Raw genomic sequence first — 20,415 nt, 5'->3', positions numbered from 1 at the left:
TGACTCCCGTTTTGTTTATCAATTGTGCTAAAGCCTCTGCATGAAACCGAATTTCGCACTTGGCCTGACTGAAGATGGGGTCACACTCTGGCACCGCGACGCAACCGGATGGTTGCGCGTCGGTGCTGTGGCGCTGGATACACCCGATATGGATGCCCAGATGCGCGACATGTCGCGCATGGCGGCTATAATCGCGCCAGAGGGGGTGCGCACCAAGCTTGTCATCCCGGACGAGCAGATCCTGTATTGCGACCTTGCCGTGACCAGCGCCACACCAGAGGCGCAGGAACAAGAACTGCGCGCCCAACTTGCAGGGCGCACGCCCTACCCTGTTGAAGAGTTGGTCTTTGACTGGTCGTTGAACGGGCGCAGGGCGCAAGCAGTGGTCGTCGCGCGCGAAACCCTTGTCGAGGCGGAAGATTTTGCACAGCTCTATGGGCTGAACCCCATCACCGCGGTTGCCGCAGCAAGACATGGCGCAACGCAGACAGAGCCGTTTTTCGGCACCACGCGGGCCGCGCGCAAGACTGTGCCCAATATATCCGAGATCGAGCGGGATGTAGAACCTGTGATCGAGGTGGGCATAGCCCGCCTGCCAGATCCGGAACCCGTCATCCCCGCATCCCCCCCCGCACGCGCCAGGGTGGATGCACAGCCCGATGCCGCGAAAGCTGCTGGCGCGGCGGCGGGTGCATCCTCCGACACTGCCTCCAAGCCGCCCGCCACCACGCCCCCCTCGGGCGCGAAGGCAGCGACCAAAGCACAGGCCAATCCCGCCCCATCAGCGGCCCCTGCGCAGAAAACGGACCTCGCCGCCAAAGCCGGTGCGACCAAACCCGCGGCACAGGCACAGCCAGTAGGAAAAACCGTTACGCCGCCCCCGGCAAACGCCGCACCAAAAGATGCACCCGGCACTGCTGCGAATATTGCCTCTTTCCGGTCGCGCCGCAGCGACAGCGCGGCGCAGCCCGCCCCCAAAAAAGCCGCATCAGGCGCGCGCGATCTGTCGTCGCGGCTGCGCGCAAAGGCACGCATCGCGCAAGCCGCGCTCAGCTCTGCCATGCAACGCGGCACGCGCGATGCCCCAGTGGAAGGCAGCGCGGCCGTAACGTCCATGGCAAAGGCATGGGTGTCGCCTTTGGTGAAAACCGGAAAAGCCGCCACCGCCAAGGCTGTGGCGCTGAAGGCTGCGAAACCAAAGACCACAACCCCTGCTGCGCCCCCTCCGTCGCCAGCACAATCCGCGCGCAAAAGCCCGATCGAGACTTTGCATGCGCGCGGCGGGCAAGAGCGCGAGCATAGCAGCGAAGCCGAGCGTATGACTATTTTCGGCGCGCGCAACCATCAGGACACAGCGCCCTCAGGCATGAACCGGGCCTTGCTTGTTCTGGGGGGCGTGGGGTTGTTGCTTGTCGCTGCCGCGATCTGGGCGGCCTATTTCATCGCCACGCAACCGGCTGGGCTGCAACTGGCCGATGACCCCGCGCAGGCCATTGCACTGGACCCTGAAATCACCGCGCCCGCAGAACTGGCAACCTCGCTGGAAAATGCAACGCCGCTGGACGACATAGAGGCCGCACTTGGTGTGGAAGATGCCGCGCAGCAAGCCCCGCTTGACGCGCCGATAGCAGATCCGGTTTCGGAAGGGCCTGTCGCGCAGGCCCCCGATGCCACAGCGCCGGGCGCGCAGGAGATTCAAAGCGGGCGCATAGCGGGGCTGCGCTCTGTCGCGCTGTTGGCACCGCAAGAAGCAACGCCGCTGCCCGCCCCCCCCGCAGCGCCCGCGCCATTCGGGTCTGAACCGCTTGCGCCACTGCGCGGCGCAGCGCCACAAGACGCAGCACCTGAGCTTGACCTTGACGGCGATGCAGCGCCGGTTGGCCAGACCGCCGCCGCCCTGCCCGCAGGCGAGGAGGCGCTGGATATAACCGTCTCGGATGGCGCGCCTGCAGTCGTGCCCCCAGTGCGGCCCGAAGGCTTGGCCCCCGAACTGGAAGCCGCGGCCGAGGCGGATGCAATCGCCCAAGCGCTGGCACAGGCCACCTCGGAGCAAGAGGCGCAGGCCACCCCCGCTGACCCGCTCGATGAAAGCGCGCTGGAGATTTCTGTCACATCCGGCCGCCCTGCCGCAACGCCGCCCACCCGCCCCGAAGGCATAGCCCCGCAGCCACAACCCGAAGAGATTGCGCCCGAGGCCACCGAAACCGCACCCGAAGCACCCGAGCCTGCAAGTGACGACACCGGCGCGGGCGATGAGGCCGCACTGAGCGCCCCCTCTCTCGGGGGGATTTCCCTGACGGCCCTGCGCCCTGCCGCGCGCCCCACCGCTTTGGCCGCGGATTTGCCGGACGCGGACACAACACAGAGCGCCAGTTTTGAAACTGCGACAGATCTGGCGGTTGCCGCCTCATTGCGGCCCGGCGCGCGGCCAAGCCAGTTTTCGGCAATCGTGCAGCGCACCTTGCGCAATGCACAACCCGCCGCAGCTCCTGCCCCCTCACAACAACCCGAGCCGATCCAGACCGCGCGCGCAGCCGTGCCCGCTGCGCCTGCAATCCCCAGTTCGGCCTCTGTCGCGCGCGAGGCAACACAAGCGCGCGCAATCAATCTGCGCCAGATCAACCTGCTGGGGGTGATGGGAACCAGCTCTAGCCGGCGCGCATTGGTGCGGCTGTCGAACGGGCGTGTGGTCACTGTGCGCGTGGGCGAGACACTGGATGGCGGACAGGTCACCGCCATTGGCGATGACGAGCTGCGCTACACACGGCGCGGACGCAATGTTGTGTTGCGCATTGCATCCTGACCCTTCAGCCGCAATAAAGCGGCATGGCCAGAAACAAGCAGGAAAACATCATGTCAGAGAAGCAGGTCTCCCCCGCTGTGAAGATCGGGCTGGAACTTGGGCCGGTATTCCTGTTTTTTGCAGGCTATATCACCACACGCGGGCAAAGCTACACGCTTGGCGGCACCGAATATGACGCGTTCATTCTGCTGACAGCGGCGTTCATTCCGCTGATGGCGCTGGCAACATTTGTCTTGTGGAAACTGTCAGGACGGCTCAGCCGGTTGCAACTGGTGACCTTGATCATGGTCGTGGTTTTTGGCGGGCTGACAGTCTGGCTGAATGACGAGCGGTTTTTCAAGATGAAACCCACTGCAGTCTATGCGATCTTCGCGCTGCTGCTGGGGCTTGGGCTGACCCGTGGTCAAAGCTGGCTGGAACTGGTGATGGAGGGCGCCTTGCCGCTGACCCATGACGGCTGGATGCTGCTGACCAAACGGCTGGCGCTGATGTTCGCGGCAATGGCCTGCGCCAACGAATTTGTGTGGCGCACCATGACCACAGATGCCTGGGTGAATTTCCGCACATTTGTGCTGCCGCTGGCACTGTTCGGGTTTTTCATGGCACAGGCAAAATTGTTCGAGCGCTACAAGCGCGATTTCAACGACTGAGCGGCGAGGTGCCGGGTCAAGCCCGGCACGACGGCGCGCCGGGCTTGACCCGGCGCCTCGCTGATTGTCCCCTCACTCCCGTTTGCCGAACAGAACCTTTTGCGCCTCGCGGTCGGCCTGAAGGTTCGAGCGTTTCTCGTCGCCAAGCGCGCGCCCCCGCACGACCGCCGGCCGCGCGCCAACCAGATCCAGCCAGCGGGCCAGATGGGGCTTGTCGTCCAGCGTCTGCTCTTGGCCCTCCCACAAAATAGCCCAAGGCCAGATCGCCATATCCGCAATGCTATAGTCTGCCCCCGCGACATAGTCATTTTCGGCCAGTTGTGTGTTCAGAACACCAAGCAGGCGCGCCACCTCATTGCGGTAGCGGTCCTTGGCATAGGGCAGGTCTTGGGGTGGGTCCATTGCGGGGGCGTATTTCAGGAAGTGATGCGCCTGCCCCGCCATTGGCCCAAGCCCGCCCATCTGCCACATCAGCCATTGATCCACAGCAATGCGGTCGCGCTCGGTCCGCCCACCGAACTGCCCTGTCTTGCGGGCCAGATATTGCAAAATCGCGCCCGACTCAAACATCGAGATCGGCGCGCCATCTGGCCCGTCCGGATCGGTGATCGCAGGCATGCGGTTATTGGGCGCGATTTTCAGGAAATCCGGCTTGAACTGGTCGCCCGCGCCAATATTGACGTAATGCACGTCATAGGGCAGCGCCATTTCTTCCAGTGCGATGGAAATCTTCCAGCCATTGGGCGTGGGCCAGTAATGCAGATCGATGGTCATGAACTCTCCTGTCAGATGCTTGCTGCACAAGCTAAGCATCTGGGACGAAATTCCAAGGCGCAAAGTGACAAGAGGGCCAAAGCGGCCCTCTTGTCAGCTGTGATTACACCATGTGTCAGCGCGCTGCCGCCACCGCGCGGCGGGTCATGACACCCACCAGATGCGCGCGGTATTCCGGCGTGCCATGCAGGTCCGAGATCATCTCGTCTGACGGACAGGTCAGCTCGGCAATCGCATCTGCAGAGAAATTCTGCGACAAGGCCGCTTCTGCCTCGGCCCAGCGGAACACCCCGTTTTCCGATGCCCCTGTCACCGCCACCCGTACGCCGGATGCGTATTTCGCCACAAACACCCCTGTCAGCGCAAAGCGTGACGCGGGTTGCAGGAATTTCGCATAGGCCGATTTCTCGGCAATGGGAAAGCGCACCGATGTGATGATCTCGCCCTCTTCCAGCGCAGTGGTGAACATGCCCTGAAAATAGTCATCGGCCGCAATCTCGCGCGCATTGGTGACGATTGTGGCCCCTGTGCCAAGTGCCGCTGCCGGATAGCAGGCAGAGGGGTCGTTATTGGCCAGACTGCCGCCCAAGGTGCCGCGATTGCGCACCGCAGGATCGCCGATCTGGCCTGCAAGGGCGGCAAGACCGGGGAAGTGGCTGGCCGCCTCTGCCGCGACAGTTGCATGGGGTGTAGCAGCCCCGATGACGAGGCTGCCCGCGTCCGGGCAGACGCCTTGCATCTCGGCAATTCCCATCAGGCTGACCAGCGTTTCCGGCGCATTCAGCCGTGCCTTCATCGACGGGATCAGGGTTTGCCCGCCCGACAGGGGCTGGGCTTCCTCGCTGGCAAGTGCGGCCACCGCTTCGGCCACGCTAGAGGGTTTTACGAACTCGAAATTATGCATGTGTGATCCTACCTCAAGCTTTCATGGCCGCCCAGACGCGCGAAGGCGTCAGGGGCATGTCGATATGGGTGACATGGGTGTGGCCTGCGCGGTGCAGCGCGTCGATGGCCGCATTGACCACCGCAGGGGGCGAGCCTATCGCGCCTGCTTCACCGCAGCCCTTCACCCCCAGCGGGTTATGCGTGCAAGGCGTGATGCAGCTATGATCCACCGTGAAGCCGCGCACATCATCGGCGCGGGGCATGGCGTAATCCATGAAGCTGCCGGACAGCAGCTGGCCCTGATCGTCATAGACACAGTTTTCCATCAGCGCCTGCCCGATCCCTTGAGCCAGCCCGCCATGCACCTGACCTTCAACAATCATCGGATTGACGATATTGCCGAAATCATCTGCCGCGATGAAGCGCAGAATGTCGATCTTGCCGGTTTCCGGGTCCAACTCGATCTCGCAGCCATAGGCCCCCGATGGGTAAGTGAAGTTCGACGGATCATAAAACGCTGTTTCTTCCAGCCCCGGTTCAAGGTCTTCCAGCGGGTAGTTGTGCGGCACATAGGCCGCCAGCGTCACGCCTGACCAATCGACAGATTTATCCGTGCCCGCCACGCTGAACTTGCCGTCTTTCAGCTCGATATCTTCAGGCGCTGCTTCCAGCAGATGGGCCGCGATTTTCTTGGCCTTGTCGATGATCTTATTCGTGGCCTTCACAATGGCCGACCCGCCCACCGCAAGACTGCGAGAGCCGTAAGTGCCCATGCCCATCGGTGTATTGGACGTGTCGCCATGGTGAATTTCAATGCTGGTCGCATCCACCCCGATCATCTCGGCCACGACTTGGGCAAAGCTGGTTTCATGCCCCTGCCCGTGGCTGTGGCTGCCCGTATAGACCGAGATCGAGCCGGTCGCATTCACCCGAACCGAGGCAGATTCGTACAGCCCCGCCCGCGCGCCCAACTGGCCCACAAGGTTGGATGGTGCAATGCCACATGCCTCGATATAATGCGCGATGCCAAAGCCGCGCAGCTTGCCGCGTGCTTTGCTCTCTTCCGCGCGTTTGTCGAAATTGGCGTAATCTGCCAGCTCCAGCATTTTGTCCATCGTGGCGTCATAATTGCCGGTGTCATAGACCACCGCAACCGGCGTCTGATACGGGAATTGATCCGCCTTGATGAAGTTCTTGCGCCGCAATTCGATCGGGTCCACGCCCAGTTCGCGCGCGGCCTTGTCGACCAGTCGTTCAATCTGGAAGGTGGCTTCTGGCCGCCCAGCGCCGCGATAGGCATCGACTGGCACCGTATTGGTAAACACTGCCTTGACGTTCACATAGATCAGCGGGGTTTTGTAGTTGCCCGCCATCAGCGTGCCATGCAGCCATGTGGGAATGGACGGCGCGAAGGTGGACAGATACGCGCCCATATTGGCATAGGATTCGGTGCGCAGCGCGGTGAAATTATGGTCTGCATCCAGCGCCAGTTCAATCTTGGTCTTGTGGTCGCGCCCATGCGCGTCCGAGATGAACGCCTCTGAACGCGATGAGGTCCATTTCACAGGGCGTTTCAGCACTTTCGCGGCATAAGTGCAAAAGGCTTCTTCGGCATAGTGATAAATCTTGGAGCCAAAACCACCGCCCACATCCGGCGCCACAACGCGCAGTTTATGTTCGGGGATATTCAGCACAAACGCGCCCATCAGCAGCCGGATCACATGCGGGTTCTGGCTGGTGGTATAGAGCGTGTGGCTATCACCCCACGGGTCGTAATCGCCAACGGCCACGCGCGGCTCCATCGGGTTGGCGACAAGGCGGTTATTGGTCAATTCCAGTGACACCACATGCGCGGCACTCTCGAACGCCGCATGTACCGCGTCTTTGTTTTCTTCAACAAAGCCCCAGTCATAGCACAGGTTCGACGTCAGATCGTCATGCACCTTGGGCGCGCCTTCGGCCAGCGCGGCTTTCATATCGACGACAGCTTCCAGCTGTTCGATGTCAACCTCGATCGCTTCGGCGGCATCGCGCGCCTGTTCATAGGTTTCCGCGACGACAGCTGCGATGGGGTCGCCCACATGGCGCACCTTGCCTTCGGCCAGAATCGGGTGTTTGGGTTCCTGCATCACTTCGCCGAAACGGTCCGTCACCTGCCAGCCGCAAGGAATGCCGCCCGCAGATTCGAAATCGGCCGATGTGAAAACCTTGAGCACGCCGGGCATCGCCTCAGCGGCGGCAGTGTCAATTCCCTTGATCCGCCCATGTGCCACGTCTGAACGCAGGAAATGCACGAAGCTTTGCCCGCGCAGGTTGATGTCATCGGTGTATTTGCCGTTCCCTGTCAGAAACCGGATATCCTCGCGCCGTTTGGTGCTGGCGCCAATGCCGTCATCTTTGGGCATTTCTTCCTCCTCAAGAAATCTGATGCTGGTGCATGGCTAGGGCATGCACCCAATGGATTTATTCTGCCGCAAGCGCGCCTGCGTCCTGCCCCGAGGCTGCCATCACTGCGCGCACGATGTTCTGATAGCCGGTGCAGCGGCAGATATTGCCTTCAAGGTAATGGCGCACCTCTTCTTCAGAGGGCTTGGGGTTGTCGGCCAGAAGGGCGGCAGTGGACATGACCATACCGGGGGTGCAAAAGCCGCATTGCAAGCCGTGGTAATCCTGAAACGCTTGCTGGATCGTCCCAAGGCTGCCATCGGGATTGGCCATGCCTTCAACTGTTGTCACCTCGGCCCCGTCCAGATCGGCGGCGAAAGCAGTGCAGGATTTGACCGCCTTGCCATTGACCAGCACCACACAGGCCCCGCATTGGCTGGTATCGCAGCCCACATGCGTTCCCGTCAGGCCCAGCAGGTCGCGCAGATAGCTGGACAGCAGCGTACGCCCTTCTGCATCGGCACTGACCTCGCGGCCATTTACCTTCATTTTCACCTGAGACATAAATTCCTCCCGTTTATTATCCTGAGTGCAGTTAAACACGGTTTTTTACCCTCGCCTATGCGACCTTGGGCTTAGTCTTGGGCGCGATCGGGCTGCGCGGGTTCTCCCTGCCTGCGCGGGCGGGGGCGGGTCGGTATTTCCTTAAGCAGGCCCCCCACGCCCATGGCCATAATATCGGCGGCAGTGACCTGCTGGCCGCAGATAATCCGTTCCATCACCCAATCAGCCCCGTTCAATGCGGGGCTTTTGGCGCAACCGGGCAGTCCGATGACAGGCCGCGCGCCCAAGTAACCCAGAAACAGCAGATTTCCCGGGTCTACCGGCATGCCGAAATGCACCACATGCCCGCCCGCGCGGCGCAAAGCCTCTGGTGCGGTATCATGCAGGTCCGAGGTGGCAGAGCCGGTCAGAATCAGCACAACCTCGCCCTGCGCCTGCTGCAACGCCTGCGCCAAAGGGTCGATCTGATGCGGCACAAGGCACAGCGGGTCAAGCGTTACGCCCAGCCGTTCCAGCCGCGCGGCCGTGACAGCGTGGCCTTTGGCGCCATCCTCGCCGGGCTGCACCTGCGTCTGGATCAGGCTGGCGCGGCGCAGGACAGGCGGCATAAGGCGCAACGCGCCCCGCCCCGCCCCGCAGGCCCGCGTGACCGCAGAGGCAGCAACACCATAGGCAATGATCTTGACAGTGGCCGCCATCGCGCCGCGCTCGACGCGCATAAGGTCTGGCAGGGTGGCCACAGTGATTGCGGGGTCAATGGCATTGACAGCATGCACAAGGGCCGCATTCACCGCCAGCAGCCCCGGCCCTTGGGCCACGATGTTGACACGGCCTGTCCCGACAGGATTAAGCGCCAGCCCTGCCGCCTGCGGGTCGGGGACCAACGCACGCGCCAAGGCAAGGGCCGCATCATCTTCATGCAGATCATCTGTGTCCAGCCGCGCGACAGTCACCTCGGCATAGCCTGCGGCACACAGCGCCTCTATATCTGCGGCCTCCAGCACCCTGCCCTTGCGCAAGCGCTTTGGCCCCAGCCCCACGGAATGCGCAAGAATAGCGCCGGCCGCATCGGGCACTGCAACAGGGCCAAATCTCATTTCGGTCCCCGCAACGCGCTTGTGATCTGCGCCAATGTGGCAAGGGCGATTTCAGCAGGCGTGCGCGCCCCGATATTCAGCCCCACAGGCGCATGAATGCGGGCCAGTTGCGCCTCGCTCAACCCGGCGGCGCGCAGCCGGTCCAACCGCTTGGCATGGGTGCGCGTAGACCCGAGGCAGCCAAGATAGAACACATCGGATTGCAGCGCCGCAATGATGGCGGGGTCATCAAGTTTGGAATCATGTGTCAGCGTCACAACCGCCGTGCGCGCATCCGGCTTAAGTGCGGCCAGCGCCTCGTCAGGCCAGTCATGGATCAATGTCTCGCCCGGGAATCGCAGCTCAGAGGCGAAAGAGTCGCGCGGATCGACCAGCACAGGCGCATAGCCCGCAAGCCGCGCCATTGGCAGCAGGGCTTGCGCAATATGCACAGCCCCCACCACCACCAGTTGCAAAGGCGGGTTGTGCAAGGCCACCATATGCCCCAGATCATCGCGGCCTGAGCGGTCAAGGCGGAATCGCTCGGCCAGATCGGGGTTATCTGGTGTGGACAGATGACGCGTCCAATCCCCCAGATCTGTCACGCAGGCCACGGGCGCGCGGCTGGCGCGCGCCGTGACAATCTCGCGCAGCAGGGCCACAGGCAAAGCGGGGCTATCGTCGCCCACAGGTTCAACCATAATCTCGATGGTGCCGCCGCAGGCCAACCCCACTTCAAACGCGGTTTCATCGGCCACCCCGAAGCTCAGCAGGCGCGGCTGGCCATCGGCCAGCGCATCCAGCGCGGCGACGACCACAGCACCTTCCACGCACCCGCCCGAGACAGAGCCCATAATCTCGCCCGCGCCGGAAATCGCAAGCTGGCTGCCCGCCTGACGCGGCGCAGAACCCCAAGTCTGCACAACAGTCGCCAACACAGCACCGCGACCGGCGTCATGCCACTCCAGCGCGATCTCTGGTATCTGGTCAAAACGGACCTCCATAGCGCGCGCCTCCCCTCACCGCCCGAAACTTGGGGGAAGATGGCAGGTAATAATCAGCTTGGCAAATGCGATCTTTGTCGGATGGCACGCAGCATGATCTGCCGCGCGGTATCGTTTGGCGCAGGCCAGATCAGGAAGAAAAATCCTGCCGCGATGACGGGTCTGTCTGGGGTGCAAAGTGCTGTGTCGGGCGCACGCGACAGGGCCAGCTTGCATCTTGCGCGGCCTTTACATCGGCGAGGGACTTCAATGCCAGCATGAGAATGGCGTTTTCACGCAATGCAGACGTCCGACAAATGCGACGGGGCTTTACCTCTGAGAACGATTGGAATGTGTCAGGCATATCCGTCCTTCCGATGAAGATCACAGAAAGCTAGCGCAGGTTGAAACGCGTCAAAATGATCCATGTCAATCTTCATAGACACTGAAAACATCACTCTTGTATATGTTTTTCTTGTGGTCCCGCCCCTCGACAAAGGCACAAATCCGGTGAAGATACGCGCATGACCCATGCTGAGACATCCCTGTTCCTGACCTCTCCTACCGCTATGGCCATTGCGCATCGCGGCGGCGCGCTGGAGGGTGAGGAAAACACCATGCCTGCATTTTCGCATGCGGTGTCATTGGGCTATACGCATATGGAACTGGATGTTCATGCCACGCGTGACGGTGAGGTTGTGATCCATCACGACCCCGATCTGAACCGGATATTCAACGATCCAAGGCTGGTCGCGCAGATGGACTATGCCGATCTGCGCAAACTGCGCAGCCGTGGCGGCGCAGAGATTCCGCGGCTGGAAGACCTGCTGGCAGCTTATCCGGACATCTGCCTTGCCATCGAGGCAAAGTCGCGCGCGGTTGTCGCCCCGCTTTGCGCGCTGATCCAGCGGCTGGGCGCGACAGAGCGTGTCAGCATCGGCGCGTTTGACCCTGCCTGCACAGCGCAGGCCCGCGCCCTTCTTGGCCCGCGCCTGTTGTGGTCGCCCGCCCATGCCCAGGTCGCACGGCTTTGGGCGCGCGGCTGGGGCCTGCCACTGGCACTTGCCGATTTCCGCGTGGTGCAGGTGCCCGCGGTCTGGAAAGGGGTGCCGGTGGTTACCCCGCGCTTTGTGCGCGCGGCACATCAGGCAGGGGTCGCGGTGCAGGTCTGGACAGTGAATGACCGCGCGCAAATGGTGCAGCTGCTGGATATGGGCGTGGATGGACTTATGACCGACCGCCCCACCATGCTGCGCGATGTCCTGATCACGCGCGGCGCGTGGCCCTCATCAGCCCGCTAGCAGCAAGACCATGACCGCCGCATAGAACAGAAAACTGCCAACCAGCACGAAGATGTGCCAGATCGCAAAGTGATAGGGCAGCCGCGTCCACAGGTAAAACAGCACCCCTGTGGTATAGACCAGCCCGCCCAGAACCATCAGCACCAGCGTCGCCACGGGCAATGTCTGCGCAAGCGCGGGCAGAATCACCACGCTGGCCCAGCCCATGCCCAAGTATAACGCCAGCGCTGCAATCCGGAACCGCACGGGCGAGAAAAGCTTCAGCGCCACCCCGACCGCCGCTGCGCCCCATAGCCCCGCCAGCACCCCAAGCCCCTGCCCCGTGATCAGCGTGAAGGGCGTATAGGTTCCCGCAATTTTAAGATATATCGCGGCATGGTCGATCCGCTGCAAAAGCCAGTTCAGACTTGGCCTGATCCCAAGATTATACAGCGCCGAGGCAGAGAGCATCGCCACAAGACAGGCCGCATATATGCTGGCACCCAGCACAAAACTGCCAGACCCCGCCTCGATACTGCGCAAGGATGCCGCCCAGATCAGAAACGGTACAGCCAGCACTGCCGCGCCCACACCCACAATATGGATCACCGCATCCAGCCGCTGTTCGGCGGGGCTGTAGCCATTTCTTGGCGCAAAGGGTGTTGGCATAACAAACGCTCCTGCCCTACAGATAGCGCGCCACATCCGCGATGCGAAGCATTCGCGCGCGTTTGCCCCGCGTGACCAAGGGTCAACTGCACCTTTGCGCAAATTGCTTGATTTTCACACCCAACCCGCCTAGCCCACCCGCAAAGGCCGATAGACACAGAGAAAGAGGCAAGGATGAGCAACCATCTTTATATGGACGATTTGCCCGACGGGCTTGATCTGGGGCCGGTCGTGGCGATTGACTGCGAATCCATGGGGCTGAACCCGCACCGCGACAGGCTATGTGTGGTGCAGCTGTCATCCGGCGATGGCAGCGCGCATCTGGTGCAGGTCTCGCGCGAGATTGCGCCCGCCCCGAACCTGACGCGCCTTCTGAGCGATCCCAACGTGCTGAAGCTGTTTCATTTCGGGCGCTTCGATATCGCAGTTTTGCTGCACAGCTACGGCGTGACGACAGCGCCGGTCTATTGCACCAAAATCGCCTCAAAGCTGGTGCGCACCTATACCGACCGGCACGGGCTGAAATACCTGCTGTCCGAATTGCTGGGGGTCGATATCTCGAAACAACAGCAAAGCTCGGACTGGGGCGCGCGCAAACTGACCGATGCGCAGCAAAGCTACGCCGCGTCAGACGTGCTGTACCTTCACAAACTCAGGGAGACGCTTGACGGGATGCTGGCGCGCGAAGGGCGCACCGATCTGGCGCAACGCTGCTTCGCGTTTCTGCCCACCCGCGCGGAACTTGATCTGCTGGGTTGGCCGGAAACCGATATCTTTTCGCATTAATGGCCATGCGCCGCCCCCTTGGCCCCTTTGGCCTGCATCTGGCCCGTATTTTGCGACTGGCGCTACCCTTGGGCGCATTGGCGCTGTTGTCCACAGTATTCTTGCTGTCGCGCGGGGTGGACCCGCAGCGCGCGGTGGAAATGTCGGATATAGATGTTGAGGAACTGACCCGCGAGCCGCGCGTGGGGGGGGCAAGATTTGCAGGTGTCACACAAGATGACACGGCGCTGACGATATCGGCGCGGTCCGTACGCTCTACAGGGGATCTGCGCGAGAGTGGCCCGCTTTTGCTGAGGCTGGACATGCCGCAAGGCGAATTGCAGTTTCCATCGGGACGGGTCGCACTGTTTCAGGCGCAAGAAGGGCGCATCGACCAGTCAGAAGACGAAATCCTGTTGCGCGGGGATGTGGTGCTGGAAACCTCTGATGGCTACCGCATGACCATGCCAGAGTTGATTTCCGCCATCCAGACCACCCATATGCGCGGGCTGGGCGGTATATCAGGCGATGCCCCTGCCGGAGAGATTTCGGCAGATTCGGTAGAACTTCGGCACTCGGCACAGGCCGATGGCGGATATCTGCTTGCGTTCAAGGGCAATGTCAGGCTGATATACCGTCCAGATGAATGAAGGAGTCCGTGGCGTGCGACCAGCAAGGATGATCCGGTTTGCGGCGGCGCTGATGATCGTCAGCGCACAATCGCTTTCTGCGCAAGGCACCGGCCTGAATTTCTCGGGGCTGGATGCTGTGCGCGGGTTGCCGGTGGAAATCCGCTCGGATGACCTGCGGGTGAACAACACCACCGGAGAGACTGTCTTTTCAGGCAATGCCGTGCTGGGACAAGGCGATATGCGCATCGCGGCAGAGGTGATCCGCATCATCTATGCCACTGGCGATGGCGGGCGCATTCAACGGCTGGAGGCATCGGGCGGTGTGACCCTTGTCACAGCCGAGGAAGCAGCCGAGGCACAAAGCGCCGTCTATGAAGTCGCGGCAGGGACAGTGACAATGCAGGGCGCTGTCATCCTGACGCAAGGGCCGAATGTACTGTCGGGCGACAGGCTGAACGTCAATCTGCGCACAGGACAAGGGCGCATGGAAGGCAATGTTCGTACAATCATCCAAACCACCCCCTGACCCGATGCCAACACCCGAAGCAGTCCGCGCCACACAGGCGCTACAGGTGAGCGCATTGCAAAAGCGCTATGGCAAGCGGGTCATCATCCGTGACGTCTCGCTAAATTTGCATCCGGGCGAGGTTGTGGCCCTGCTTGGCCCGAATGGCTGCGGCAAGACCACTTGTTTCTATTGCATTGCAGGCATTGTGCGCCACGAGGGGGGCACTGTCAGCATTGACGGGGCCGAAGCGACCGGACTGCCGCTGTATCAGCGCGCGCGGATGGGGTTGGGGTATCTGCCGCAGGAAATGTCGATCTTTCGGGGGCTGAGTGTTGCGCAAAACATCATGGCGGTGCTGGAACTGGCCGAGCGCGACCGCACGCAGCGCGACCACAGGCTTCGGCAGCTTTTGCAGGAATTCTCGATCGAGCATTTGCGCGACCAGCCCGCCATGGCCCTGTCGGGGGGCGAGCGCAGACGCGTCGAGATTGCGCGCGCCCTTGCCGCCAACCCCCGCTATGTGTTGCTGGATGAACCTTTTGCAGGTGTGGACCCGATTGCCGTGGGCGAGATTCGCGCCCTTGTGGGCGATCTGAAAACGCGGGGCTTGGGCGTTCTGATCACGGATCACAATGTGCGCGAAACGCTTGCTATCGTGGACCGCGCCTATATCCTGCATGACGGGCGGGTGCTGAAAACCGGAACGCCCGCCGAAGTTGTCGCTGATTCTGACGTGCGCCGCGTCTATTTGGGTGCCGATTTCAGGCTGGACTAAGGCAGAGGCGCGCGGCGAAAATCCGCCACGAGAAACCATTGACAACCCCCTGCAATCCGTTGCCAACTGTACCAAGGAGGCACGCCCCGACACATGTTGAGTGACTTTTGAATCGGTGCAAACAAGCGGGGCAAGCAGCGCAAAAATTACAGGCAGGGCGTGTTGTGCCCTGCCAAAACAGCGAGGAGAAGCGCATGCGTTATCAGATCAGTGGCAGACATATCGATATTGGAGAGGCGTTACAAACCCATGTAAAGTCAGAATTCGGCGAATTGGTTGAGAAATACCAGCAGCGCCCGACCGAAGCGGTCGTCGTCTTCTCGCGCGATGCCCATAACCATGTCTGCGAAGCGACCCTGCATTTGTCCACCGGCCTGACTGCGGCGGCAAAAGCACAGGCCACTGAAATATATGCCGCATTCGAATCCTGCCGCGAGAAGCTGGACAAACAGTTGCGCCGCTACAAGCGCCGCCTGAAAGACCATCACCGCGACCGCGCAACTCCGGTTGAGTTTGCTGACGCTTCGTCTTATATCCTGGCCTCAGACAAGACCGAACCCGCGGACGAGCCTGACTCGTTGCAGCCAATCATCATCGCCGAGATGGAAACACGCATTCCCTCTCTCTCAGCAGGAGAAGCCGTTATGCAGATGGAACTCTCTCATGCCCCTGTTCTGGTGTTCCGCAATGAACGCCATGGTGGCCTGAATGTTGTTTACCGGCGCGATGACGGCAATATTGGCTGGGTCGACCCGCAATAAACCCAACCCCTACTGGCACCACCCTCGGGCGCAAAACCCGCGGGTGGTTTTCGTTTTTTAATCATTCGGGAGACGTCCTGCCATGGCGATGTCGACGCTTCTCAACCCCAAAGCTGTGCGCTTTGTGTCTTCTGCGACAAGCAAAAAGCGGCTGTTTCAAAGCATCGCCGAAGTTGCGCAATCTGTATACGGGCTGGATACAGAAAGCGTGATCAGCGCCTTGCAGGAACGCGAAAGCCTTGGCCCGACAGGGGTGGGGCACGGCGTGGCCGTGCCGCATGCGCGGGTTGACGGAATCGACAAGGTTCTGGGCGTGTTCTTCCGGCTGGAAAAGCCTCTGGATTACGGATCGGTGGACAAAGCGCCGGTTGATCTGGTCTTTGCCCTATTTGCCCCCCGCGATGCCGGTGTCGAGCATCTCAAGGCGCTCGCTTTCATCTCGCGCACCTTGCGCAACGCGCAGACCTGCGAAAAGCTGCGCGCCAATGAAGACCCTGCCAAGATTCACGCCATCCTGAGCAGTATTGAATCCAGCAAGGCCGCATGATGCAGGCCGCGTCTTTGCTGTAGCAGGCGCGCGCTACAGGCTGCCGTAATCCTGAAACCCCAGCATCTCGTAATCGCGCCCATAGGCCGCGCGGCCGGCCGCTTCCACGGAACCGTCATAAATCGCCGCCAGCTCCAATGGCGAATCTGCGCGCGCAGGCGTAAATGCAGGCAGGGTGCAGCCAAGGGCTGCGCCCAATGCTGGCAATTCGTTACTCAGGTGTTCTTCACGGATCAGACGGTGCAAGGGGCATTGTGATACAATGCCTTCAATCAGGCGCGACTGGCTGGCCCAGATCGCGCGCGTTTGCACGGCTGTCTGCCCGTTCAGATTGGCCTGCACAAATTGCAGGAACCCCAGAAACCCGCTTTTGTGCTGTTCGGTGCCAAACTGCGCAAGCTCACCCTTGTCCTGTGGCAACTTCAGCCCACGCACGCGTTCGATGAAGGCGCGGACATTGACACGGTTGCCCAGCAAAACCTGATCCACAAACACCTCATGCGCGCGTTTCAAAGGGTGGCGCAGCACTGTAAACGCCATGCGGCGCGGGTTTGCGCGCTGCCAGTCGCGCCACGTTTTGCGCGTGAAATCAGACAGCACCCCCCCGGCCCCTGCCCCATCGACCTGTTCCATCCAGCGCAGCAACGCACGCTCGGAACAACCGGGAAGGGGCGCATAAACCAGGGGCTGCGTCCGGCAGGCCCGATAAGCCCACAAGATCGGCGGATGGGGCGGTTCAAAACTGGGGCTGCGGTTCAGGTTAAAGCGGTCCAGCCGCGCGATTCCGTCTGTAACAGCTTCCGGATTGACAAGTTTTTCTTCCAGAGTTTCAGGGTTCTGGCGTTTCAGCTTGCGCGGAAGGGCCTCGATCTTTTCGTCAAGCCCAAGCCACTGCGCCAGACCATTCAGGACATCCAGATTTTTGATATCCTCGTATGAGATATAAAATGCCGTCTGCCCTGTGGTCTGCAACAGGTGCTGCACCTTGCATTGGAAATCCTGCAAGGTGCTGACATGCCCCTCAAACCCGGCAGGGTCAAAGACAACTTTCGCAGCCTTGCGCTGGCTGACATCGCCCAGCCGCCATTGCTGCGTCGATTGCGCGATTTTCAGCGAGACATAGGATTCAAGCGGGTTGCGCGTCAGGATGATCTTGGCGCAATCCCTGTCGTGCATAAAACTGTCCAGAACCCGCGGGTCATGGTCGTGGAAATAGCGAAACCCCGACAGCATCGGCTGCTGCGCAAAGCAAGACAGGACAGCCAGCGGGTCAGAATCGCGCATGGTTGCGTCAAACCCGAACAGGGTTTCGGTTTTCGGGTAGCCAATGAAATGGGGGTTATACACCTCGCCATGGCAGGCCAGTCCTTCAAATTCATTCAGGCAGGATTCCAGCAGGTTCGAGCCTGTGCGCATCTCTGCAAGAACAACGAAATAGCGGAAGTGCTGTGCTATGGGCATGGGGCGCTTTCTCATCTGGTCAGGTGTCAGACCTGCAAATCTTTCAATACTTGTGTGGGCAATCCTTGGTCGCGCAGCTGCGCGAGGAATTGGTCAAACCCGTCCAACGGTTTTAGCGGCGGCAGGCCGTGGGCTTGCAGGGCGGGTGCGCTGGCGCTGTCGCGCACCGCCTCGAACACGGTATCTTGGGGGTTTTGCACAATATCGGCCACAGACCAGACACGCAGCTTTGCCAAGCCCCAGCGCGATTGCAGGACTGTCAGCCAGTCCTGCTCGCGTTTTTGCAAAACGCCGATCTGTGCAATCACCTCTTGCGTGACAGCGCCATGACGCCACAAAGGCAGCAGCCACGCCCCGCGAATAATGTTGATCTCGGCATTTGGGTCGGTGGCCATGAACCAGTTGACCTCGTGATCCATATTGTCTTCGGGGCCATAGGCGAAACACTGCCGCTCGCCCCGCGTGGCCCAGAGAAGGTTGGTCAGGAACATGCGCGGGTTATAATCGCGGATCGCAGCCGAATTGCTGAGTGCGCCATGCCAGACCTTGGCCCCCCCATGAAACTGCACAATCTGCGGCGCGAACAAATGGCCATGCGCGCGCGTGCCCGACACTTGCCCCAACCAATAGTCGAAATTTTCAAACATATGGTCAAAGCCCGAAAACACCGCATATGGCCCTGCGGTCTTGGCCGAAGCGCTGTCTTCTTTGGGAATGCGGCTTTGCATATACAAGCCCGCGCGCCCCTCGCGGCGCTGCTGTTCGGCCAGTTCAAAATAGCGGTCGATTTTTGCGGGTTCGGGGGGCAATGGCGGGGTTTTCTGCGCCAGATCGGACAGGAAAAAATCATAAAGCCGCGCAGCATCGGGCCAGATTTTGCGTGCCATGAAGCAATCGGACCGGCGCAGCAATTGCAGATGATCATCATAAAACAGATTGGGGCGGCCATTGCGGTCAAATTTAACCAGCGTCAGTGACCGGCTTTGAATCTGCGCGGAATGCAGGCGCGCCAATGTCTGGAAATAGGATTCATCGGGAATCCAGTTGCGGCGGAAATACCGCTCGTACCGCTTGCGCTTGGGGTCACCCAGCATGGCCGATAAGGTGGCGCGGGTCAGGCACCACCATTGCGACCCCATATGCGGGCGCAGCGGGCGCGGAATTTCGCGGCGGATGTTCAGCTTGCGCTGCACCTCTACAAACCAGTCGAACAATGCCCTCTGGCGACGCCAGTTAAAGGGGAAATGCAGCGTAAAGCGTTCCTCCGACAGCCCCCCCATAATCCATGTCGCATGCTCGACCGAGACGGATTCGATGAAATCAACCTGCGGGTTTTGCTGCACATATGCGACCATCTCGGCCACTGGGCGCAAGGGCAGGCACGCGCCAGAGGTCAGCAGCACATGGTTCACTTCTGGAAATGAGTCCAGCAACACCGCGGACGCATCCTGAGTGGCTGCCACAATCTGCCACGACCCCCATTCGCACCTGTGGCGCGGACTGAAGCGCAGCAGGGGATGGGGGCCAATATCGGCCTGCAACCCCTGCAACGCGGGCGCAGAAACAGCGCGGTCCACATGAATCACAACCGGACAGCCCGCATCCAGCCAGAAACGGGCCACCTGTGCCGCGCGGTTCAGTGCTGTATGACACAGCATCACAACCCCCAAAGGCGCGCTGGCCATAGTCATGCCCAATCCCCTTTCGACATCAGCCCCAGAATTTCCAGCTGACGCCAGTTGATGTATTCGGTTGACCAGTCGCACCATAAATCCTGCGATTGCTGCAAACTGTCCTGATAGGCCATATATTCGCGGCTGCCCGCGTAATGTTCGCGGCGCTGCAACTCTTCCTCGGCTTTTTCAAGGATTGTGTTCAGGAATTTGGCATGCAGCAAAACCCCCGAGGCAAACTCGCCTCCGGCATCGTCATACACTTTGTTCAGGCCGCGTGGCAGCAGCATATGGGTTGAACTGACATAGGCATATTGGCGCGACCAAAGCACAAGCGGCGTCTTGTTCAATGCCGGCGCTTTCGCGGGGGTTTGCGCCATGATCACGCGCTGGCGCACGCCGCCCTGAATCCACAGATTGTTGTATTTGCGGTTGCGCCGCATGCTGAAATTGCCGGAATCGAACCAGCGCGCAATCTCGAACGGGTTTTGCCCCGACTGGTAGGGCTGCGCCGCGATTGGCCCCTTGGGGTACATATCCAGCAGCATAGCCCCGAAAGACCGCCGCCCCTGCGAATCCAGCCAGTCTGTCAGCGCGCGCAAGGGCCGCGTGTCGCAAAACGGGTAGACCAGAAATTCATCTACATCCAGCACCAGCACCCAATGCCCTGCCCCATAGCGCCATAACAGATGGTTCAGCCAGTCCACGCCATAGCCTGCACCCTTGTAGCTGTCATGGGTCACCCAAAGCGACACGTCGCGCTGCGCTTCCAGATATTGCGTGGTCCCGTCGGTCGATCCGTTATCGACCATCAGAAAATGACGCACGCCCTGTGCGCGGTAATAGTCCAGAAAATAGGGCAGTCGCAGCACTTCGTTGCGCAGCGTCACAAAGGCCAGAATATCGCCGTGTCGAATGGCATCTGTGCGGTTCATCCGCGCGGTCAGACTTGCGCTTTTGCGAAGGCAGCGCAGCAGTTTCGCCTGCCGCTCTGCGCGCAATCGAAGTTGACCAAGCACTCCCATAGTCTCGAAAACCCTTGTCTGCGCATTTTGCCAAAAACCGGCGCAAGCGCATATGCCTCTAAATTCTTATCCGATTCAAATTCTGTCGAAAGACCGACAGCTTTCTCCAAAGCTTTCTTTGAATTTACTTCTGTTTAGTCATTTCAAACCTGCTTGCATAGCCTTCTGCGGCCAGTTTTCCGACAGTGTCAATAACTTG

Annotated in this window: 19 protein-coding genes; 9 read left to right on the top strand and 10 right to left on the bottom strand. The window is 60.7% G+C overall.

What is annotated here, in order from left to right:
• Window positions 1-40: 40 nt before the first annotated feature.
• Both BG455_RS08965 and BG455_RS08960 read left to right on the top strand, forming a co-directional pair.
• Window positions 41-2,803 carry a hypothetical protein gene (locus BG455_RS08965; RefSeq protein WP_071469649.1) on the top strand — a complete coding sequence of 921 codons (2,763 nt, stop codon included), beginning with the start codon at window positions 41-43 and terminating at the stop codon, window positions 2,801-2,803.
• Between the two features lie 50 nt (window positions 2,804-2,853).
• The gene (locus BG455_RS08960) at window positions 2,854-3,453 is read left to right on the top strand and encodes an inner membrane-spanning protein YciB (RefSeq protein ID WP_071469648.1); all 600 of its coding nucleotides are present in this window, start codon (window positions 2,854-2,856) and stop codon (window positions 3,451-3,453) included.
• 72 nt (window positions 3,454-3,525) lie between these two features.
• Here the strand turns inward: BG455_RS08960 and BG455_RS08955 are convergent, their stop codons facing one another.
• The 6 genes from BG455_RS08955 to BG455_RS08930 form a co-directional block, all read right to left on the bottom strand.
• Complete coding sequence (locus BG455_RS08955; RefSeq protein WP_071469647.1) at window positions 3,526-4,227, bottom strand: glutathione S-transferase N-terminal domain-containing protein; 702 nt, start codon at window positions 4,225-4,227, stop codon at window positions 3,526-3,528.
• Window positions 4,228-4,342: 115 nt separating this feature from the next.
• Window positions 4,343-5,131, bottom strand: a complete 789-nt coding sequence (locus BG455_RS08950) for an FAD binding domain-containing protein (protein WP_071469646.1) — start codon at window positions 5,129-5,131, stop codon at window positions 4,343-4,345.
• Between the two features lie 13 nt (window positions 5,132-5,144).
• Window positions 5,145-7,517: a xanthine dehydrogenase family protein molybdopterin-binding subunit gene (locus BG455_RS08945; protein ID WP_071469645.1), complete on the bottom strand. Its 2,373-nt coding sequence runs from the start codon at window positions 7,515-7,517 to the stop codon at window positions 5,145-5,147.
• Window positions 7,518-7,575: 58 nt separating this feature from the next.
• Window positions 7,576-8,061, bottom strand: a complete 486-nt coding sequence (locus BG455_RS08940; RefSeq protein WP_071469644.1) for a (2Fe-2S)-binding protein — start codon at window positions 8,059-8,061, stop codon at window positions 7,576-7,578.
• Window positions 8,062-8,132: 71 nt separating this feature from the next.
• On the bottom strand, window positions 8,133-9,137 hold the full coding sequence (locus tag BG455_RS08935; RefSeq protein WP_342742042.1) for a molybdopterin-binding protein: 1,005 nt from the start codon (window positions 9,135-9,137) through the stop codon (window positions 8,133-8,135).
• Window positions 9,138-9,154: 17 nt separating this feature from the next.
• The gene (locus BG455_RS08930) at window positions 9,155-10,141 is read right to left on the bottom strand and encodes an XdhC family protein (RefSeq protein ID WP_071469642.1); all 987 of its coding nucleotides are present in this window, start codon (window positions 10,139-10,141) and stop codon (window positions 9,155-9,157) included.
• Between the two features lie 503 nt (window positions 10,142-10,644).
• Between BG455_RS08930 and BG455_RS08925 the strand changes: the two genes are divergently transcribed.
• Window positions 10,645-11,421 (top strand): glycerophosphodiester phosphodiesterase family protein, encoded by a 777-nt coding sequence (locus BG455_RS08925; RefSeq protein ID WP_071469641.1) that lies wholly within the window; start codon window positions 10,645-10,647, stop codon window positions 11,419-11,421.
• On the opposite strand, the gene trhA is transcribed toward BG455_RS08925, so the two are convergent.
• Window positions 11,410-12,069, bottom strand: a complete 660-nt coding sequence (trhA, locus tag BG455_RS08920) for a PAQR family membrane homeostasis protein TrhA (RefSeq protein WP_071469640.1) — start codon at window positions 12,067-12,069, stop codon at window positions 11,410-11,412. The genes BG455_RS08925 and trhA overlap by 12 nt on opposite strands.
• Window positions 12,070-12,243: 174 nt before the next feature.
• Here trhA and BG455_RS08915 point away from each other — a divergent pair, with 174 nt between their 5' ends.
• The 6 genes from BG455_RS08915 (at window position 12,244) to BG455_RS08890 (ending at window position 16,057) form a co-directional block, all read left to right on the top strand.
• Entirely contained in the window at window positions 12,244-12,855 is a 612-nt protein-coding gene (locus BG455_RS08915) for a ribonuclease D (RefSeq protein WP_071469639.1), read from the top strand.
• Between the two features lie 5 nt (window positions 12,856-12,860).
• Window positions 12,861-13,484 carry a hypothetical protein gene (locus BG455_RS08910; protein WP_143079903.1) on the top strand — a complete coding sequence of 208 codons (624 nt, stop codon included), beginning with the start codon at window positions 12,861-12,863 and terminating at the stop codon, window positions 13,482-13,484.
• A gap of 13 nt (window positions 13,485-13,497) precedes the next feature.
• Window positions 13,498-13,992, top strand: a complete 495-nt coding sequence (locus BG455_RS08905; RefSeq protein ID WP_245735507.1) for an LptA/OstA family protein — start codon at window positions 13,498-13,500, stop codon at window positions 13,990-13,992.
• Between the two features lie 4 nt (window positions 13,993-13,996).
• Complete coding sequence (gene lptB / locus BG455_RS08900; RefSeq protein WP_071469636.1) at window positions 13,997-14,749, top strand: LPS export ABC transporter ATP-binding protein; 753 nt, start codon at window positions 13,997-13,999, stop codon at window positions 14,747-14,749.
• 194 nt (window positions 14,750-14,943) lie between these two features.
• On the top strand, window positions 14,944-15,510 hold the full coding sequence (hpf, locus tag BG455_RS08895; protein WP_071469750.1) for a ribosome hibernation-promoting factor, HPF/YfiA family: 567 nt from the start codon (window positions 14,944-14,946) through the stop codon (window positions 15,508-15,510).
• A gap of 82 nt (window positions 15,511-15,592) precedes the next feature.
• A complete protein-coding gene (locus tag BG455_RS08890) occupies window positions 15,593-16,057 on the top strand; it encodes a PTS sugar transporter subunit IIA (protein ID WP_071469635.1) in 465 nt (154 codons plus the stop codon).
• Between the two features lie 33 nt (window positions 16,058-16,090).
• Here the strand turns inward: BG455_RS08890 and BG455_RS08885 are convergent, their stop codons facing one another.
• From BG455_RS08885 to BG455_RS08875, 3 genes are read right to left on the bottom strand one after another with little or no spacing between them, the layout of a single operon-like run.
• The gene (locus BG455_RS08885) at window positions 16,091-17,533 is read right to left on the bottom strand and encodes a hypothetical protein (RefSeq protein ID WP_084386221.1); all 1,443 of its coding nucleotides are present in this window, start codon (window positions 17,531-17,533) and stop codon (window positions 16,091-16,093) included.
• A gap of 11 nt (window positions 17,534-17,544) precedes the next feature.
• Window positions 17,545-19,209, bottom strand: coding sequence for a DUF5927 domain-containing protein (locus tag BG455_RS08880; RefSeq protein ID WP_170124741.1), 1,665 nt, complete (start codon window positions 19,207-19,209; stop codon window positions 17,545-17,547).
• A complete protein-coding gene (locus BG455_RS08875) occupies window positions 19,206-20,216 on the bottom strand; it encodes a glycosyltransferase family 2 protein (protein ID WP_071469633.1) in 1,011 nt (336 codons plus the stop codon). The genes BG455_RS08880 and BG455_RS08875 overlap by 4 nt, the downstream gene beginning before the upstream one ends.
• Window positions 20,217-20,415 lie beyond the last annotated feature (199 nt).

Origin of the sequence: Roseinatronobacter thiooxidans (genome assembly GCF_001870675.1) — a bacterium.
GTDB classification, from domain to species: domain Bacteria; phylum Pseudomonadota; class Alphaproteobacteria; order Rhodobacterales; family Rhodobacteraceae; genus Roseinatronobacter; species Roseinatronobacter thiooxidans.
This window is presented reverse-complemented; position numbering and strand designations above follow the sequence as displayed.

Excerpts from the sequence above, each read along its gene's own strand:
- BG455_RS08945 (WP_071469645.1), bottom strand. The coding sequence starts at position 7,517 with ATGCCCAAAGATGACGGCATTGGCGCCAGCACCAAACGGCGCGAGGAT.
- lptB (WP_071469636.1), top strand. The coding sequence starts at position 13,997 with ATGCCAACACCCGAAGCAGTCCGCGCCACACAGGCGCTACAGGTGAGC.
- BG455_RS08875 (WP_071469633.1), bottom strand. The coding sequence starts at position 20,216 with ATGGGAGTGCTTGGTCAACTTCGATTGCGCGCAGAGCGGCAGGCGAAA.
- BG455_RS08890 (WP_071469635.1), top strand. The coding sequence starts at position 15,593 with ATGGCGATGTCGACGCTTCTCAACCCCAAAGCTGTGCGCTTTGTGTCT.
- hpf (WP_071469750.1), top strand. The coding sequence starts at position 14,944 with ATGCGTTATCAGATCAGTGGCAGACATATCGATATTGGAGAGGCGTTA.
- BG455_RS08880 (WP_170124741.1), bottom strand. The coding sequence starts at position 19,209 with ATGACTATGGCCAGCGCGCCTTTGGGGGTTGTGATGCTGTGTCATACA.
- BG455_RS08955 (WP_071469647.1), bottom strand. The coding sequence starts at position 4,227 with ATGACCATCGATCTGCATTACTGGCCCACGCCCAATGGCTGGAAGATT.
- BG455_RS08940 (WP_071469644.1), bottom strand. The coding sequence starts at position 8,061 with ATGTCTCAGGTGAAAATGAAGGTAAATGGCCGCGAGGTCAGTGCCGAT.
- BG455_RS08925 (WP_071469641.1), top strand. The coding sequence starts at position 10,645 with ATGACCCATGCTGAGACATCCCTGTTCCTGACCTCTCCTACCGCTATG.
- BG455_RS08965 (WP_071469649.1), top strand. The coding sequence starts at position 41 with ATGAAACCGAATTTCGCACTTGGCCTGACTGAAGATGGGGTCACACTC.
- trhA (WP_071469640.1), bottom strand. The coding sequence starts at position 12,069 with ATGCCAACACCCTTTGCGCCAAGAAATGGCTACAGCCCCGCCGAACAG.
- BG455_RS08960 (WP_071469648.1), top strand. The coding sequence starts at position 2,854 with ATGTCAGAGAAGCAGGTCTCCCCCGCTGTGAAGATCGGGCTGGAACTT.
- BG455_RS08930 (WP_071469642.1), bottom strand. The coding sequence starts at position 10,141 with ATGGAGGTCCGTTTTGACCAGATACCAGAGATCGCGCTGGAGTGGCAT.
- BG455_RS08910 (WP_143079903.1), top strand. The coding sequence starts at position 12,861 with ATGCGCCGCCCCCTTGGCCCCTTTGGCCTGCATCTGGCCCGTATTTTG.
- BG455_RS08915 (WP_071469639.1), top strand. The coding sequence starts at position 12,244 with ATGAGCAACCATCTTTATATGGACGATTTGCCCGACGGGCTTGATCTG.
- BG455_RS08950 (WP_071469646.1), bottom strand. The coding sequence starts at position 5,131 with ATGCATAATTTCGAGTTCGTAAAACCCTCTAGCGTGGCCGAAGCGGTG.
- BG455_RS08885 (WP_084386221.1), bottom strand. The coding sequence starts at position 17,533 with ATGAGAAAGCGCCCCATGCCCATAGCACAGCACTTCCGCTATTTCGTT.